This window comes from Amycolatopsis pigmentata (assembly GCF_042684065.1).
GTDB lineage: Bacteria > Actinomycetota > Actinomycetes > Mycobacteriales > Pseudonocardiaceae > Amycolatopsis_E > Amycolatopsis_E pigmentata.
This window is the reverse complement of record NZ_JBHUKR010000007.1, coordinates 130,794-147,461: the sequence shown is the minus strand read 5'-3', so window position 1 is coordinate 147,461 and position 16,668 is coordinate 130,794. Positions and strand designations below refer to the sequence as shown.

The following is a 16,668-nucleotide window of genomic DNA, read 5'->3' as shown; positions in this document are numbered from 1 at the left end:
CGCGAGCCCGCCTCACCCGGCCGGGTGGCGGAAGCGGTTCACCGGAGACTCTAGATCGGCACCCCTCGACCGGGCGAGTGCTCGCGTGTCGATTTCGCGGCATCGGCCCAGGTGGCGTTTACTGGGGCCGTGGACCAGACGGCCTGGCCAGCGCTTGCGCGTGCAAGCACTTAGTGATCACCTGGCCGTCGCCGCGAGAGCGGATATCCGATACAGGAAGGACTAGGACGTTGGCTTTGCCTACGTTGACTCCGGAGCAGCGTGCGGAAGCCCTGGCCAAGGCGGCCGAGGCCCGTAAGGCGCGTTCCGAGCTGCTCGCCTCGATCAAATCCGGCAAGCAGAGCATCGAGCAGGTGCTCCAGAAGGCCAAGGAAGACAAGACCATCGGCAAGACGAAGGTCACGCAGCTGCTGAAGGCCGTTCCCGGTCTCGGGGCCGTGAAGGTGGCCGCGCTGCTCGAACAGGCGGGGATCGACCCGGATCGGCGCGCCGCCGGCCTCGGCGAACGCCAGCGGGAAGCCCTCATCGAGGCCCTCAAGTAGCCCGTGGTTCGCGGCCGGCGGGTGGAAGGTGTTGTCCGCGCAACACGTTCCACCCGGGCCGGCGCACGGCGTTCGCGCGCCCCTGGCCGGGTGAGGCGGCAGAATGGGAGTCATGGACTCCGGTGAGCCACTGACCCACTACACGCCAGGAGATTTCTTCTTCGCGACCGGCCGGCACACCGTGGTGGGTTCGGGCGCGCGCCGGGCCTTCACCGGTACCGACGCCGTCGCGCTCAGTGAAGCCGTCTCCGCGGCCCTCGCGGAGGCGCCCGGCGGTCTCGCCGTCGGCGTGTTGCCGTTCGACACCGGAAGCGCTCCCGGCCACGTCACGCTTCCGGAGATTTCGCGTATCACCGGACCCGCGCGGGTGGCCACGCGCCTGATGATCCCGGCGCCCGTGACCGTCCGGGCGGTGCCCGAGCCGGCACGTCACGTGGACGCCGTCGAGCGGGCGGTCCGGGAGCTCGGCAAGCGGGGCATGCGCAAGGTCGTCCTCGCTCGCGCCCTGGAGCTGGACTTCAACACCGATGTCTCCCCGGGCGCCATCCTGAACAACCTCGTGGCCGACGGCGCGGGCGGCTACATCTTCGCCGCCGGCCTGCCGAACGGCAGAACGCTCACCGGTGCGAGCCCCGAACTGCTGCTTTCCCGGACCGGTGGCCGCGTGGTGTCCCATCCACACGCCGGTTCCGCGCCTCGTTCCGCCGATCCGGTGAGCGACCGGGACAACGCCGAGCGGCTCGCGCGCTCGCGCAAGGATCAGATCGAGCACGCCGTGCTCACCGAGGCCATCGTCGAGACGTTGCGCCCGTTCTGCCGTCACCTGGACGTGCCGTCCGCCCCGTCGCTGGTCTCGACCCCGACCATGTGGCATCTCGGCACGGTCGTCACCGGCGAGCTTCTCGACCGTGACATCACCGCGCTGCGCCTGGCCGCCGCCCTGCATCCGACCCCCGCGATCTGCGGTTCCCCGACCGAGCAGGCCCGGGAACTGGTCGGCGAACTGGAACCGTTCGACCGGGGGTACTACGCCGGCGCGGTGGGGTGGACCGACGCCGACGGTGACGGCGAGTGGGCGGTGTCGATCCGCTGCGCCGAGACCGGGCCGCGGTCGTTACGGCTGTACGCCGGCGGTGGGATCGTGCCCGAGTCCGACCCGAAAGCCGAACTCGACGAGACCTCCGCCAAGTTCCGCACCCTCCTCAACGCCATGGGCCTCGAACTCTAGCCCCGCGTCGTAGTGGAGCAATGAATGTTTACTACGGAACATCCGTGTTGAACCGGCGGCCGGACGAAAAGCGTGTCCGGCCGCGTGCGGCGGCCTCCGGCGGCCATCCGGGTTGTGGTCCACCTCCGTTGCCGCCTACGGCCGAGCAAACGCTCTCAAACAGCCGGGGTCCAGCGGTGCTCGCTGACCTCGATCTCGTCGGTGGTCAGGACGGCGAGGGCGGCCCGGTAGCCCTCGCCCGGATCGAGGTCGGCCAGCCGGGTGGTTTCCGGGTCGAGTCCGGCGTCGGCCGAGTCCACCAGCCGGGCGGGTTCGCCGGGGCCGGACAGCGTGATGCTCTGCAACGGGATCTTCAGGCCGCGCCCGGTCGCCTTCATCAGCGCCTCCTTGCGAGTCCAGTACCGGAAGAACTCCCCGGTCCTGGACTCGGCACCGGAACCGGCGAGGTCTCGTAGCTCGGTTTCGTTGAGGGCATAGGAAATCAGCGACTCGTCCGCGCGGCGCGTGGCGGCTTCCACGTCCAGGCCCACCGGGGCGTCGGAGGTGACCGCGAGCCCGATCCGGTCCCCGGAGTGCGAGATCGAAAACCGTGCGCCCGGGATCGTCGGCCTGCCGTGCGGCTTTCCGCAGTCGCTGCAGGTCGCGTCGAATCGCACGGCCTCCGGCGGGCGGCCGAGCAGTTCGCCGACCACGGTCTTGGCCAGCACTCGTCCGGTGAGGAACCGACGCTGGTCGATCTCCTGGCGGTAGGCTTGATACCGGCCCTGCTCGAAGGAGTCGAGCAGGGTCAGGAAACGGGGTTCGGCCGTCAGCGGAAGCGCCCACCACACACCGCACTCGATCACCACCCCAACTTACCGTTCCCGCGCGATCGCGCCGCACCGTAGGAAAGTGTCGTTCGACGCTTGTGCCCGCCCGCTACCGCCACGTAGCCTGACTAAGCGCTCGCTTAGCCGGGAGGTTCGTCATGGTCGATTTCACTGTGAGTACCGAGGAGCGGGAGGTGCGCGACTGGGTTCGCACCTTCGTTCGGCGAGAACTGATTCCGCTGGAAGGAGAGGTGCTCCGGCGCGAACGCCGTGGCGAGCCCGGCCTGACCGGTGACGAGCTTACCGAGCTTCGGCTCAAGGCCAAGGAATCCGGATTCTGGGGCGTGCAGACCCCCGAAGAATACGGCGGTATGGGGTTGTCCGCCGTGATGACCGCGCTGCTGGAAGCCGAGCTGGGCAAGACCTTCGTACCGTTCAGCTTCGGTGGCGCGGCGGACAACATTCTCTTCGACGCCAACGAGGAACAGAAACAGCGCTACCTGCTGCCGACCATCGCGGGTGAGCGCAAGTCGTGTTTCGCGATCACCGAACCGGGGGCGGGCTCGGATGCCAAGGCCATCCGCACCTCGGCTCGCCAGGACGGCTCCGACTGGATCATCAACGGCGAGAAGACCTTCATCACCGGCGGCAACGAGGCCGACTTCGTGATGGTGTTCGCCGTCACCGACCCGGCCAAGGGGGTCGACGGCGGGGTCACCTGTTTCCTGGTCGATCGTGACATGGGCTGGAAGTCCGAGTACATCGACACCATGGGCGAATGGGGTCCGGCGTCACTCGTCTTCACCGACGTGCGGGTGCCGGCGACGAACATCCTCGGGGAAGTCGGGCAGGGCTTCGGCCTGGCGATGCGGTGGATCGGCCGGGGCCGGTATCTCCTGCCGGCCAGGGCGATCGGGTCCTGCGAACGCCTGATCTCCATGGCGATCGAGCACGCCAACACGCGCGAGACCTTCGGCGCGCCGATCGCCGAGCGGCAGGCGATCCAGTGGATGATCGCCGACTCCGGTGTCGAACTGGAAGCGTTGCGCTGGCTCGTGTTGCACGCCGCCTGGCAGGTGGACGCGGGCCTGGATTCACGGCACGCGCAGTCCATCGCGAAGCTCTACGGTGGCCAGAAGGCCAACGAGATCGTCGACCGGGTGCTGCAGATCCACGGTGGCATGGGCTATACGCGGGAACTGCCGGTCGAACGCTGGTATCGCGAGTTGCGCCTGCTGCGGATCTACGAGGGCACCGACGAGATCCAGCGCCGCACCATCGCGCGTAACCTGCTCAAGGGCCATGTCCCGGTCACTGGGGTACTCGGCTGAGATCGCCAGGGAAATCGCGCGCCTTTAGTCAGGGCCGGTGAGTTCGATCCGCATGATGGGCAGAAGACGTCCGGACGCGGCTTCGAACTCACCGACTCGTTCGGCGCCCATGTGCCGGTAGAACGACTCCGCGTTCGGATCGGACTCCAGCTCCAGTTGACGGAATCCGCGTTTCCTCGCCGACGCGACGGCGTGTTCCCACAGCCTGCGACCCAGCCCGGTGCCGATCGCCCGCGGCTCGACGAACAGGTCCGCCAGTTCACCGTTCGGCGGCCGCCCTTCGAGCCGGTAGTAGCCGAGCAACGTGCCCGCGTGGTCGGCGACGACGACTCGGTCTTCCCGGATCTCGTCAGGGTGCACGGTCAGCATGTCGCGCACCAGGGCGAGAAAGTCCGGGCTGTACCCCCAATGTGCCTTCGACCGGCGCGCCAGTTCGGTGATCGCGGCCGCTTCGTGCGGCTCCGCGGCGCGAAGTCCAATCCGATCCACGTGCGCGATCCTGTCACGGCTCGGTAGCCGGGAAAGACATCGGCGCGGTGCCGGGCGTTCAACGGGTACGACCCGTTCCGCCGGTCACCGCGCCGATGGTCCCTTCTTCGGATCTGCCTTTCACGACGACCACGGATTCACCGGCCGGGGCACCCGGCCGCGTGAACCCGGTTCACTACCCCCCGGACTTGTTGCGGAGCGCGAGCGGCGCCCCGGCCAGGTCCTCCTCGTTGCACAGGAGTTTCACGTCGTAGTACGGGGCGCCTTCGCGCTCGTCGTAGTCGAGATGAATGGCGATCACGTCGAGTGGCTCGCCGAGCCATTCCTGCGTCGAGCGGATCCAGGCCGCGCAGCGCTCCAACGCTGCGGCGAGGTCGTCGTCGCGGAATTCCACCGGTCGGTACGGCACATCCTGCACCCCGTCCCGTGGGTTTGTCGGCACCGGCAACTCCGGTGCGAGACCCGAGTCGTCCAGTTCCAGATGGATCGTTTGCTCAGTCACCCTTCGAGGGTCCCTCAACCCCATCGCCGCGCGCAAGTGACTCACGGTAAATCCCCAGCTAGAGGGGCTTCTTCCACACCGTCGATACCACTGATCGCACCTGTCCGACGACGATCGAGAAATCGTTTTCCCGGCCACCCAGCATCCGATTCGCCAACCGTGCGTAGTGATCGGCCAGTTCTTCCAGGGAGAGCGGGCCGCGCGGTGAATACCAACGGGATACGCCGTTGCACATCTCGATCAGTGCGAGCCGTGTGACGCCTGGCTGACCGTCGTGGAAGGAGCCGGCCCGGATACCGTCTTCGATCGCGACGGTCCACAGATCCTCGTACTCGTCGCGCAGCCGCACGATCCCGCGCCGTGCGGCCGCCGACAGCACGTGCAACTCGTGGTCCACCACTCGCGTCCGGTCCGGTTGCGTCGCGTGCGTCAGCACGTGCAGCGCGACGAGTGCGGCAAGCCGTTCCGGCGGGTCTTCGCCGGGAAGCCGGCTCGCGGCGAGGAGCAGCCGTTCCAGGCACTCGCGCATGATCCCGGCGAGCAGCTCCTCCTTGGTGCCCATGTAGTGATACAGGCTCGCCGAGGAGATCTTCGCCGCCTGCGCCAGGTCCCGGATGCCGGTGCCGTGGAAACCCTTGCCCGCGAACAGTTTGACGGCCGAAGCGCGGACCCGTTCGCCGGTGTTCAACGCCATTCGTGGTTCACCCGGTCATAGCGCGGCAGACGCGATTCACGCAGTTCACCCTTGGCGACGCGCTCGGAAGGCGTGAGTGGCAACGAATCGGTGATCGTCCAGTACCGCGGCACCTTGAAGTAGGCGATCTTGCCCGCGCAGAATTCGGCGAGCTGGCCGGCGGTCGCTTCACCGTCGAGGACAACGAAGGCCCGGATCTCCTCGCCCCGCAGTTCGTCCGGCTCGGCGACCACCGCGGCCAGCTTGACCGCCGGATGCGACAGCAGCGCGCGTTCCACCTCGTCGGCGGAGACGTTCTCGCCGCTGCGGCGGATCATGTCCTTGGTGCGCCCGACGTAGAAGACGCGACCGCGTGGGTCCATGGTGGCCAGGTCACCGGTGCGGAACCAGCCGCCGCGAAACGCGCGCGCGGTGGCCTCCGGATCTTCGTGGTAACCGTGCATCATGCCCGTCCCGCGCAGGAGGAGTTCGCCGACGGTGCCACGGGGCACCGGCCGTCCGTCGGAGTCGGCGATCATCGCCTCGCGACCGGGCGCCGGGGTGCCCACGCACCCGGTGCCGACCAGCTCGTCGTGGTCCACTTCGGACACACGGAGATCACCGCCGGTCTCGGTCATGCCGAACGCCTCGAACCACGGCGCGCCCCAGCGCCGTTCCAGTTCCGCGTGCAGGTCGTTGGGGATCGCCGACGCGCTGATCGCCCGTACCCGGTGCTCCCGGTCGAGCGAGGACACGGGCTGCCGGGCCAGCAACGTCGGCATCAGGCCCAGGCAGTAGAACCAGGTGACCCGGTACCGGCGCACCTTGTCCCAGAACGTGGAGGGGTGGAACCGGTCGAGCACGACCAGCGTGGCCCCGGACGCCAGCCCCAGCGCGACGTTCCATTGTGGATCGACATAGTGGAACGGTTGGGCCGTCAGGATGGTGTCTTCGGCGGAGATCGCGGGGAACTCGGTGACCAGACCGCGGGCGAGGGTCACCCAGTACCGGTGCGGGAGGACGCAACCCTTCGGCGCGCCGGTGGTGCCGGAGGTGTACTGGATGTTGACGGGCACCTCACCGGGAACCGTGTACTCGCCATCTCCGCCTGCTGTGGGCAGTTCGTCGACGGTGAGCACCCGTTCCAGAGCGGTTCCGGGCGCGATCCGGTTGAGCAATCCGGTGAATTCCGGTGCCGCCACGGCGAATCGCGCGCCGGAGTGATGCAACACGTGCGCGCCGTCGAGTTCCCGGTAGTTGATGTTCACCGGCACCAGGACGGCCGCCAGCTTCGCCAAAGCCAGCCACAGCAACGGGAACGCGGGTTCGTTGCGCATCATCACCGCGACCCGGTCGCCCGTGCGGACGCCGAGCCGGGCCAGCGCGAGCGCGAAGCGGGTGCTTTCGCGGTCGACATCGGCGAAGGTGAGACGAGTGCCGTGCTCGTCGAAGACCCACGCTTCGGCGTCGGGCCACGACCGTGCCGCGCGGCTCACCAGCGCGGGCAGGCTGTCGACCGCGGTGAGCGGGGTCATCGCCGGCTCCGGAAGGCCTCGGCCGAACGTGCCACCGCGGGGGAAACTTCGGTGATCAACGCGTGGCTCACTTCGAGTTCGAGCGCGGCTTCGATGTCGGTCGAGGCATCGAGCGCGCGCTTGGCGAGCGTCGCGCCGGGATGCCCGGCGATCTTGCGTGCCCACGCGGTCGCCGTGTCGAGCGGATCCGGCGCCACCACGTTGACCAGCCCCAGCCGTTCGGCCGTGGCCGCGTCGATCCGCTCGCCGAGAAGGAGCAACTCCTTCGCCTTGAGCGGTCCGACGAGCGAGGGCAGGAGGCGCGATGCCGCACCCGTGACGGACAGTCCCAGCGTCGCCTCGGGAAACGCGAACACCGAGTCCTCGCCTGCCACCACGAGATCACACCCCAGCGCGAACTCCGCGCCCGCGCCGATCGCGTAGCCGTGCACCGCGGCGACGACCGGTTGACGCAGCGCACGCAGACGGCGCGTGACTTCCTGGAGACGGTCCAGCCGGGCCCGGGAATCCCCGGTCGGGACGGGCTCTTTGAGGTCATGGCCCGCGCAGAACGCACGCCCTTGCCCGCTCAGGACCACCGCTGCCGCGTCGGAGCCGGCAACGTGATCGAGCGCCGCGAGGAGATCCTCCACCAGCGCCGCGTTGACCGCGTTCAGCCGCTCCGGGCGGTTCAGCCGGATGTGCGCGACGGAGTCGTCGCCGGATACCTCGACCGTGTCCATGCTCCCAGGCTAGCCAGCCGATCGATCGATCGATAGCCCCGCACGGCCGGTGATGCGCGTACGGTCGAGGCATGCTGGTGGACGCTGTGTTCGAGAACGCGCGGGTGTTGAGCGGGCAGTCCTGGACTTCGGCGGTGGCCGTGCTCCACGGCCGCGTGGTCGCGGTCGGGGCGGAAGCGGCGGAGATGTCCGCGCGGCGGCGAACGGACCTGGGGGGCGCGGTCGTCGTCCCCGGGTTCCACGACGCGCACAACCACATGGCGTGGTTCGGGATGGGGCTCGACGAGGTGCCGCTGGGCGAGTGCCGGCACGTGGACGAGGTGTACGAGGCGATCGCCCGGCGGGCCGCGGAGGTTCCCGAAGGGGGATGGATCATCGGCCGCGGCTACGACCAGAACCGCCTGACCGGCGGACATCCGACCCGGCAGGGGCTGGACCGCGCGGCGCCGCGGCACCTGGTGCAGCTCAAGCACACCTCCGGGCACATGTGCGTGGTCGGCTCGACCGTGCTGGAGCGCATCGACCTGGCGAACGTGCCGACCGGCGGTGACGTGGTGCGGGACGCGGACGGCTCACCGACCGGACTGCTGCGTGAACAGGCCCAGTTGCTGCTGCGGCCGCTGAACTATCCGGTGCCCACGGAAACCGTCGTGCGCGGGATCGCACGCGCGAGCGAGGTCTACCTGTCCGAGGGCATCACGAGCGTGCAGGAAGCCGGCGTCGGCGGTGGTCTCGTCGGGCAGACACCGGTCGAAGTGGCGGCCTATCAACGCGCGCGGGACAGCGGCCTGCTGGGTGTGCGCACCACGCTCATGGTGTCGTCCGCGGTCCTGCACGAACTACCCGAGGACACCGGGTTCGGGCTGGATCTCGGCCTGCGCACGGGACTGGGCGACGAGTGGCTGCGCATCGGCCCGATGAAACTCTTCGCCGACGGTTCCCTGATCGGCCGCACGGCCGCGATGTGGGACGACTTCACCGGCGACGAGGGCAACCGGGGCTATTTCCAGCTCCCGGAGGACGAACTGGCCCGCACGATCCTGGCCGCCCACGCCTCCGGCTGGCAGATCGCGACCCACGCGATCGGCGACCGCGCGATCTCGGTCGTGCTGGACGCCTACCAGGCGGCGCTGGCCGCGCATCCGCGCGAAGACCACCGGCACCGGATCGAGCACTGCGCCGTCCTTCCGCCCGGTGAGCTCGCGCGGGTGGCCTCGCTGGGGCTGATTCCGGTCCCGCAGGGACGCTTCATCACCGAGATCGGCGACGGCATGCGCGCGGCGCTGGGGCCGGAGCGCGAGAACTGGTGCTATCGCCTGAAGTCCTTCGTCGACGCCGGTTGTGTGCTGCCGGGAAGCTCGGACCGTCCCGTGGTCAGCGGTGCTCCGCTACTCGGTCTGGCCGACATGGTCCGGCGCCGCACGGCCGCCGGTCACCTGCTCGGCCCTGCCGAGCGACTCTCGCCCATGGCGGCGTTGCGCGCCTATACCCACGGCTCCGCCTACGCGGCGTTCCGGGAACACGAGGTGGGCACGCTGGAGCCCGGCAAGCTCGCCGATTTCGCCGTGCTGTCCGCGGATCCCACCCGGGAGTCCGGTTTGGACGATGTACGGGTGTTGGCCACCGTGGTCGGTGGCGATGTCGCTTACCAGGCGCCTTGAGATTGTCCGCGGGGGCGTTCAGGAATGGAGGGCGTCCGCGAGTTCCGTGGCCAGCGCGTTGACCGACCGGACGATGGTGCCGGTGTCGCGCCTTTCGGCACAGGCGTCACGCAGGCCCCTTAGCTTGCCCAGCAGCCACACGTAGGTGGGTTCGTAATCGCCCGGTACGAGGACAGCCTGCGTCTCGAGGCCCGCGATCACCGTGCCGAGCGCCGCCCCGATCGTCGTGACGTCTCCAGCGGTGGCCAGCGTCCTGAACTGGGCTCCGAGTTCGTCGAACGAGACGCGGGGCGCGGGCAGCGCACGCGGCGATCCGGGCGCTACGCTCGCTCGGCCGAGCAGACCCGCCACCACGGCCGCGCCCGTGAAGGCAGCACGAATACAAGTGGTCACCACGATTCCCTTTTCTTCGACGCGCTCCGAAATATTTCCGCCGGTCGGCGGAAATCAGCCGGAAAGGCCCGGAGACGGTCACGAATATTGCTCTCGGGGAACCAGGTTGTCAAACAGGCGCACGGCGGGTTTCGCTCCGAAAATGGTGAACCGCGAACCCACCGTTGAGGTGACGGGTGAACGCATCGGTCAACGAAAACCGGTGACGGGCACGGTATTCGCGCTATCGGGTGGCACCATCGAGTGAAAGCGGCCGTTCAGCGGTGTCTTCGAGGTGGAGATCCTGCGGATACAGGCTGCGCGCCACCGCGTTTTCGTAGGCGACCTCGCCGGCGCGAACCAGCTCGGAGAGCGACATTTCGAAGGTCATCATGCCCGCGTGCGCGCCACCGGCCACGCACTCACGGAGCCGGGCCGGGTCACCCTCCTTGATCACGTCCCGCACCGCCGGGACGGCGAGCAGGACCTCGTAGGCCGCGACCAGGCCACCACCGATCCTGGGCACGAGGCACTGGCTGACCACACCGTTCAAGGCCGCCGAAAGCTGAACCCGGATCTGGGCCCGCTCCTCCGCCGGAAAGACGTCGATGACGCGCGCCACGGATTCCGCGGTGTCCTTGGCCTGCAACGTGGCGAAGACCAGGGTGCCGGTCTCGGCGATGGTGAGCGCGAGCCGGATCGAGTCCAGATCGCGCAGTTCACCGACGAGCAGCACGTCGGGCGACTCCCTCAGCGCCGCCCGCAACGCGTCCGAAAAGGACGCGGTGTCCGAGCCGATCTCCCGCTGGTTGACCGCCGAACGCTGGTGCTCGTGCATGAACTCGATCGGATCCTCGACGGTGATGACGTGGCAGGCCCGCTCGATGTTGATCTGGTTGATCATCGCGGCCAGCGTGGCGGACTTCCCCGATCCGGGGCGTCCGGTCACCAGCACCAGACCCTCCCGGCTGCGCGCGAACTGGGTCATCACCGGCGGCAGGCCCAGTTCCGCCATGGTCGGCACGGTGCGCGGGATGATCCGCAGTGCCAGCGCGGTGGTACCCCGCTGGCTGAACGCTATTCCCCGGACCCGCGCGGTGCTCCGCCAGCCGAAGGTGAAATCGTATTCGTGTGCCGTTTTCCACACGGCGGCCTGTTCCGGCAGAAGCACCTCCGCGACCACCGCCTCGGTGGCCGAGGTGGTCAGCGGTCCTTGGCCGGGAATGGGACGGAGGTCACCGTGGACACGCATCTGTGGCGGCATACCGGCGGTGAGCAACAGTTCCGTGCCGTTGGCCCGCCAGAGCATTTCCAGTAGGGCGTCGATTCTGCTGCCGATCGGCGGACCATGCACGACAACCTCCTCCGATCACGAACGGGTGGGAACCGGGGATAAAACGTCACCGAAATTCCTTGCCAGGTCGTATTCGGTGACACATCCGGGGGGCCGTGACGTACGGGGAGACGGCGGTCCGGCCCTCTGGCCTGCGCCTTCAACTGTCCACCGGGTCGCCGACCCGACGCAACCGGGTGAAGGGCGTTGCGCAGAGAAATACCCGAAAGTGGCACGTCACCGTCTTGCGGCACTGTGCTGGTCGCCTACCAATCCGACACAGTCACGGCGGAAACGGTTCTGTGCAGCCGGATTGGCTGCGGTCCGTATCCGCCTACTTTTGGCCGGATTGGTACTGTGTCGATCGTTACCAATCCGACCACAGCCACGGTGGAAACGGTTCTGTGCAGCCGGATTGGCTGCGGTCCGTCTCCGCCTACTTTTGGCCGGATTGGTAAAAGATATCCGCGGGTGATCCGGGGCGGCCGAAGAAGTGTCCCTGAGCCTGATCGCAGCCGAGCCGGGACAGAACGTCACGTTGCCGTTCGTTTTCGACCCCCTCGGCGACGACCGTGAGACCGACCGCGTGTGCCATCGCGATGATGCCGCTGACGATTCCGGTGGCATCGGGGGATTCGCCGAGGTCGGCGACGAACGACTGGTCGATTTTGAGGATGTCGACCGGCAGGCGGAGGAGCTGGGACAGGGAGGCGTAGCCGGTCCCGAAATCGTCGATGGCCACCCGCACCCCGGCGCTGCGGAGCGAGTCGAGTTTCTTCGCCGCCAGCAGTGGATCGCGCATCAGCGCGCTTTCGGTGATTTCCAGGCACAGCGCCGAAGGCGGCAACTTCGCGCTGTGGAGCGCGTGCTGCACGGTGACCAGCAGGTCCGGATCGTCGAGTTGCCGGGCCGAGAGGTTCACCGCGAGATCGAAGTCGACCCCGTGCAACTGCCGTTGCCAGGCCATCTCCACGGTGGTCGTCCGCAGGGTCTGGATGCCGATCGCGCTGATCAGATCGCTTTCTTCGGCCAGCGGGATGAATTCGACCGGCGAAACCACACCCAGGTGCGGCTGTTCCCATCGCAAGAGCGCCTCGACACCCACCGTCTCGCCGCCGGGCAACGCGACCACCGGTTGGTAGGCCACCCAGAGCACGTTCAGCCGTACGGCTTCGCGAAGCTCCTGCTCCAACCGCAGGCGCCGCTGCATGCGCTCCCGCAACGTCACGTCGAAGAACTCGTAGCGACCACGACCGGTCGTTTTCGCCTGGTACATGGCCACATCCGCGTCACGGATCAGATCTTCGGCGCTGCGCCGGTCGGTCGGCGCGGCCATCACGATGCCGATGCTGGCGTCGATGTGCAGTTCCCTGCCCTCCAGTTTGATCGGTTCCACCAGGGTGGCGCGCAGGTGGGTGGCCAACGCCCTGGCCTCACTCGCGTCGGCGATGTCCCGGCTGACCACGACGAACTCGTCCCCACCGAGCCGGCCGACGAGATCGGTGGCACGCACGCCGCCGTGCAACCGCCGCCCGACCACCCGCAGCACCTGGTCGCCGACGCCGTGTCCGAGCGAGTCGTTGATGACCTTGAACTTGTCCAGGTCGATGAACAGCACCGCGATCTCGTTCCGGTACGACTCGCCGAGCGCTTCGGCCAGCACGCTCACCACCACGCTGCGGTTGGCCAGCCCGGTCAGCGCGTCGTGGGTGGCGTCGTATTTCAGACGCTCCGCGATCGTGCGCCGCTCGGTGTTGTCGCTGAACGAAGTGACCACCGCGTGCGGCGGGTCGGAGTCCGGGTTCAGCGGACGGCAGCTCATGGACAGCCAGACGTCACTGCCGTCACCGCGCCGTATCCGGAGGAGTCTGCTGTTCTGCGGCGTTCCGCTCAGCCTCGTGACCGTCAGCGGGTACTCCTCTTCGCGGAGCGCCCTGCCTTCCTCGTCGAACAGCGCGGCCAGCGGTGCCCGCCGCCCCACCACTTCGTCCGACGGGAGATCGAGGATGCCGAGCGCGGCGGGGTTCGCCGATTCGATGCGCCCGTCGGGCGTCACCACGAGCACGCCTTCCTCGAGCGACGCGACGACCGTGGCGAAGTATCGTTCGGCGCGCCGCTGTGCCGTTTCGTCCGAGCACATCAGCACGTAACCGGTGTCCATACTCGCCGCCGAAACGCGAACGGTCAGCTTGGCGCCGTCCTTCCTGCGGTGCATCGCGCGCACCACGCCACCAGCGCGCATGACCTCGTCGAGGTCCAGCCTCGCTCCGATCAACTCGCTGACGTCACGGCCGATGGCCTCGCCCGCCGGATGCCCGTAGATCGCCTCGGCCGCCGGGTTCCAGCTGGTCACCACGCCGCCGGAATCGGTGGCGATGATCGCGTCGGTGACATGCGAGACCAGGGCGGCCTGATACCGCAGAGCCGCGTCGGCCGCCTTCTGCGCGGTGATGTCGCGCATGATCACCTGGTACGCGGGTTCTCCCTCCCACGTGGTGCGGACGGACACCGACTCCACCGTCACGGTCGTCCCGTCGAAGCGCAGCAGGACCGCTTCCGCGGGTTCGGACGTGGCCCCCGGCGTGGTCAGCGACCGGATACGGCTCCACAGCCCGGGAACCGAGTCCGGGTGCACGAAGTCGGTGATCGGACGGCCGAGCACCTCCGCGGTCGAGCTCGCGCGGAAGAACCGCAGGTAGGCCGAGTTGACGTAGACGACGTGACCGTGCTGGTGCACGGCGATCGCCTCGGGGCTGAGGTCGACCAGAAGCCGGTAGCGGTCGGCGAGGTCGGCCAGCGCCTGCCGGGCTTCCCGCTGTTCGGTGACATCACTGGCGACCCCGAACAACCCGGTGCTGGATCCGGTGTCGTAGGTGCGGGCGCGGAACCGGACCCAGCGCGGGTGATGGTCGTCCGGGCCGGGGAAACGGCGCTCGAGTTCGAAATCCTCGCCCGCCGGGGCGTTGCGGGCGGCGGGAAACATCGGAGAGACCGCCTCGCGAAGCCGTTCGCGGACTTCATGCTCGGGCAGGTCCGGCGCGCCGAGCAGGGCGTCGAGACCGCGATTCCACCGCACCGACTCGTCGGAGAAGTCGATCCGCCAGGCGAGGCTGGCGTCCACGGAAAGCGTCAGGTCGATGATGAAGTCGGGGTCGAGCGCCGTGCCGACCGCGAGCCTGGCGGTGTCGTCGGTACCCGGGTTCATGGGCGTCCTCCGATCGGCCGCGCTGGGGCAGGTCGTGGGTGGAAGGCGCCACGTGGCCGCGCCTTCCACCCACGAACCCTCACCCGCCTCGGCTCGTGGGCCCACCCATGCCGGTGCGGGTCGCGCTCGCGGTCAGCTGAGCCAACCGGACAAGCACGTCTGGGGCTTCTCCACCGGCGCCTGGATCAGGCCGGTGACCGTGGGAGAGCCGGTGACGACGGCGCACGCGACATCGTTGAGCCGTCTGCGGTTGCGGCGGGCGAAGGCACGCATCATCTCGAAGGCGTTGTCGAGCGAGGTGCCCTTCCGCTCGGCGAGGATGCCCTTGGCCTGCTCGATGGTGACCCGGCTGTTGAGCGCCGTCTGCAACTGCTGGGACAGCTTCTCGGCGCGCCCGACGGCGCGCTGGAGCAGCAGATAACCGGTCGCGACCCGGACGAGCGCGGTGCCGATCGCGAGTTGCTCCTTGGTGAGCTCGCCCGCCCGCCGGCGGAACAGGCACAGCGCGCCCACGGTCTCGCCGCGCAGGTGCAGCGGGAGCGCGTGGACCCCGGTGAATCCGGCGCCCTGCGCCGCGGTCCGGAACGCCTCCCAGCGCCGCTCCGCGGCGACATCGCCGACGGTCACCGCGTGCTGGGTGCGGAAGCTTTCGACGGCGGGGCCCTCGCCCGCGCGCAGCTGGATGACCTGGAGCAGCCGGACCGCGTCGGTCATCGCGCCCGCGACCTCCAGCCGCCCGTTCTCGCCGGCGAGCAGCCATCCGGCCGCGTCGACGTCGAGCAGGTCCACCGAATGCCGGGCCAGCGTGTCGGTGTAGGCGTCCGCGTCGAAGTCCTGGCGGTGCACGTCCGACAGTTCGGTGAAGGCGGCGGCCAGCCGCTGCTCCTGGCACATTGCGGGTCCTTCCGAAGGCATCCGGGCCCTTTGGCGTCCATTGTTTACTGTGACTGTGTTTATCGTCGTTGCGCTCGCCACGAAACAAGCAGACGCCACGTTCACCTGATTTGGGTGAGGGAGTGGGTAACGCACACGGGGGGCCTTGGAACCGAAGAGCGACCATATTCGACTCAGCGACGGCTGTCGAAGTGGCTTTCGGCCATTTCCTCACTTGATAGAGCTAATACACTACTCTCTCCGGGTGAGGTGTCGCCAGCGCGGACCCGGGTCTCTGGACGACCGGCCCCGCGATGTGGTGTTCTCGGATTCCGCCGAAGATCGAGCTTCCGCAGATCCCGGTGACTACCTCGCAGGTGCTCTCCGTGGACCGCGGAAACATCGAAAGGCGAGCCTGGCATGATCGACTCCGTCCGTCAGACCCTGTGCATCACGGGCACCGACCACCTCAAGATCGGTGGATCGTTGCCGGCCATCGCCGCCCATCTCGTCCGCGAGGTGCGGGAACTTCGCGATCGTGGCGAATTCCCGGAACGGGCGTCGGTGCAGATCGACGTCGGCCCCGCCGACCGCCTCCTCGACATCCTGATCATCGGGCTGTCCCCGGAAACCGACCCGGACCGGCGGGAGACCATCTCCGCGCTGTGCACGGTGTTCGAGTTGGCCAGTCACGCCAACGTGATCGACATAACCGGCGCCATCGCCCCGTTGTTCACCAACCGCATTCTCGCGGTGGACGAACAGGGAGTGCCCTATGCCGGCCTGATCGGCGCGGGAATGGGCGACATCCATCCCGGCGAGGTCAGTTGCCGCGTTCCGCCGGCCTGCATGTGAACGCCACGGCCCGCCCTCGGTCCGGCCGGGACACCGCATCGTCCACTCGCGACAGCGGTGCGGACACGGTCCACAACCGACGTCGGCGAAGGGTGTGACGCACCGGTGTCGGCGGCCGCGCCTGGAGGCGGGACGCGACCGCCGATCCGTTTCGCGGAATCACCTGCTACTCCGCGAAAATCCCGCGGGCGAAGCGGTCAGTGCGTGTGGGCCTCGTCCCGGGCCGGCGAGGCGAGATGGCCGGAGGTGACGGTGCTGTCACCCGGGGTGCGCGTGTTCGGCACGCCCGACCAGGACTTGGCGCTCTGGCGCGCCCTGGCCTCCCACTGCTCCGCCTGGTCCTCGAACGCCTCGGCCGCGGACTCGACCGCGGCGAGCACCCACCACGGCAGCCTGCTCGTGCACGCGATGTCCCGCCACGCCAGCGCGACCGCCCGCGACGCGGGCGCGACGTTGGCGCCGGCGGCGCTGCCGTAACGGCGATAGGCGTCTTCCCACGCTCGGATCAGATCCTCGGACACCATTTCCATGACTCCCT

At 68.6% G+C, this 16,668-nt stretch carries 16 protein-coding genes; 5 read left to right on the top strand and 11 right to left on the bottom strand.

Translation table 11 applies throughout. The annotated features are described in order from the left end of the window. Positions 1–230: 230 nt before the first annotated feature. Both mihF and ACFSXZ_RS13595 read left to right on the top strand, forming a co-directional pair. Positions 231–542, top strand: a complete 312-nt coding sequence (gene mihF, locus ACFSXZ_RS13600) for an integration host factor, actinobacterial type (protein WP_378265053.1) — start codon at positions 231–233, stop codon at positions 540–542. A gap of 112 nt (positions 543–654) precedes the next feature. Further along, positions 655–1,770 (top strand): isochorismate synthase, encoded by a 1,116-nt coding sequence (locus ACFSXZ_RS13595; protein WP_378265051.1) that lies wholly within the window; start codon positions 655–657, stop codon positions 1,768–1,770. 155 nt (positions 1,771–1,925) lie between these two features. Here the strand turns inward: ACFSXZ_RS13595 and ACFSXZ_RS13590 are convergent, their stop codons facing one another. Continuing rightward, positions 1,926–2,615, bottom strand: a complete 690-nt coding sequence (locus ACFSXZ_RS13590; RefSeq protein WP_378265049.1) for a 4'-phosphopantetheinyl transferase family protein — start codon at positions 2,613–2,615, stop codon at positions 1,926–1,928. A gap of 122 nt (positions 2,616–2,737) precedes the next feature. Between ACFSXZ_RS13590 and ACFSXZ_RS13585 the strand changes: the two genes are divergently transcribed. Continuing rightward, positions 2,738–3,910, top strand: coding sequence for an acyl-CoA dehydrogenase family protein (locus ACFSXZ_RS13585; protein WP_378265047.1), 1,173 nt, complete (start codon positions 2,738–2,740; stop codon positions 3,908–3,910). 24 nt (positions 3,911–3,934) lie between these two features. Here the strand turns inward: ACFSXZ_RS13585 and ACFSXZ_RS13580 are convergent, their stop codons facing one another. From ACFSXZ_RS13580 to ACFSXZ_RS13560, 5 genes are all read right to left on the bottom strand, one after another. After that, a complete protein-coding gene (locus tag ACFSXZ_RS13580) occupies positions 3,935–4,399 on the bottom strand; it encodes a GNAT family N-acetyltransferase (RefSeq protein ID WP_378265045.1) in 465 nt (154 codons plus the stop codon). Positions 4,400–4,574: 175 nt separating this feature from the next. Further along, positions 4,575–4,901, bottom strand: a complete 327-nt coding sequence (locus ACFSXZ_RS13575; RefSeq protein ID WP_378265043.1) for a hypothetical protein — start codon at positions 4,899–4,901, stop codon at positions 4,575–4,577. A gap of 58 nt (positions 4,902–4,959) precedes the next feature. Next, a complete protein-coding gene (locus tag ACFSXZ_RS13570; protein ID WP_378265041.1) occupies positions 4,960–5,595 on the bottom strand; it encodes a TetR/AcrR family transcriptional regulator in 636 nt (211 codons plus the stop codon). Further along, entirely contained in the window at positions 5,586–7,109 is a 1,524-nt protein-coding gene (locus tag ACFSXZ_RS13565) for an AMP-binding protein (RefSeq protein ID WP_378265039.1), read from the bottom strand. The genes ACFSXZ_RS13570 and ACFSXZ_RS13565 overlap by 10 nt, the downstream gene beginning before the upstream one ends. After that, positions 7,106–7,831 (bottom strand): enoyl-CoA hydratase/isomerase family protein, encoded by a 726-nt coding sequence (locus ACFSXZ_RS13560; RefSeq protein WP_378265037.1) that lies wholly within the window; start codon positions 7,829–7,831, stop codon positions 7,106–7,108. The genes ACFSXZ_RS13565 and ACFSXZ_RS13560 overlap by 4 nt, the downstream gene beginning before the upstream one ends. A gap of 71 nt (positions 7,832–7,902) precedes the next feature. Here ACFSXZ_RS13560 and ACFSXZ_RS13555 point away from each other — a divergent pair, with 71 nt between their 5' ends. Then, complete coding sequence (locus tag ACFSXZ_RS13555; RefSeq protein WP_378265035.1) at positions 7,903–9,492, top strand: amidohydrolase; 1,590 nt, start codon at positions 7,903–7,905, stop codon at positions 9,490–9,492. A gap of 18 nt (positions 9,493–9,510) precedes the next feature. Here the strand turns inward: ACFSXZ_RS13555 and ACFSXZ_RS13550 are convergent, their stop codons facing one another. The 4 genes from ACFSXZ_RS13550 to ACFSXZ_RS13535 all read right to left on the bottom strand — a co-directional run bounded on the left by ACFSXZ_RS13550 (position 9,511) and on the right by ACFSXZ_RS13535 (position 15,296). Next, the gene (locus tag ACFSXZ_RS13550) at positions 9,511–9,885 is read right to left on the bottom strand and encodes a hypothetical protein (RefSeq protein WP_378265033.1); all 375 of its coding nucleotides are present in this window, start codon (positions 9,883–9,885) and stop codon (positions 9,511–9,513) included. A 223-nt stretch (positions 9,886–10,108) separates the two neighbouring features. Beyond that, entirely contained in the window at positions 10,109–11,218 is a 1,110-nt protein-coding gene (locus ACFSXZ_RS13545) for a type IV pilus twitching motility protein PilT (RefSeq protein ID WP_378265031.1), read from the bottom strand. A 415-nt stretch (positions 11,219–11,633) separates the two neighbouring features. Beyond that, complete coding sequence (locus ACFSXZ_RS13540; protein WP_378265029.1) at positions 11,634–14,402, bottom strand: sensor domain-containing protein; 2,769 nt, start codon at positions 14,400–14,402, stop codon at positions 11,634–11,636. A 132-nt stretch (positions 14,403–14,534) separates the two neighbouring features. Continuing rightward, positions 14,535–15,296 carry a GAF and ANTAR domain-containing protein gene (locus ACFSXZ_RS13535; protein WP_378265027.1) on the bottom strand — a complete coding sequence of 254 codons (762 nt, stop codon included), beginning with the start codon at positions 15,294–15,296 and terminating at the stop codon, positions 14,535–14,537. Between the two features lie 399 nt (positions 15,297–15,695). Between ACFSXZ_RS13535 and ACFSXZ_RS13530 the strand changes: the two genes are divergently transcribed. Continuing rightward, positions 15,696–16,130: a hypothetical protein gene (locus ACFSXZ_RS13530; protein WP_378265025.1), complete on the top strand. Its 435-nt coding sequence runs from the start codon at positions 15,696–15,698 to the stop codon at positions 16,128–16,130. A gap of 197 nt (positions 16,131–16,327) precedes the next feature. On the opposite strand, the gene ACFSXZ_RS13525 is transcribed toward ACFSXZ_RS13530, so the two are convergent. Beyond that, positions 16,328–16,660, bottom strand: a complete 333-nt coding sequence (locus ACFSXZ_RS13525; RefSeq protein ID WP_378265023.1) for a hypothetical protein — start codon at positions 16,658–16,660, stop codon at positions 16,328–16,330. Positions 16,661–16,668: the final 8 nt, after the last annotated feature.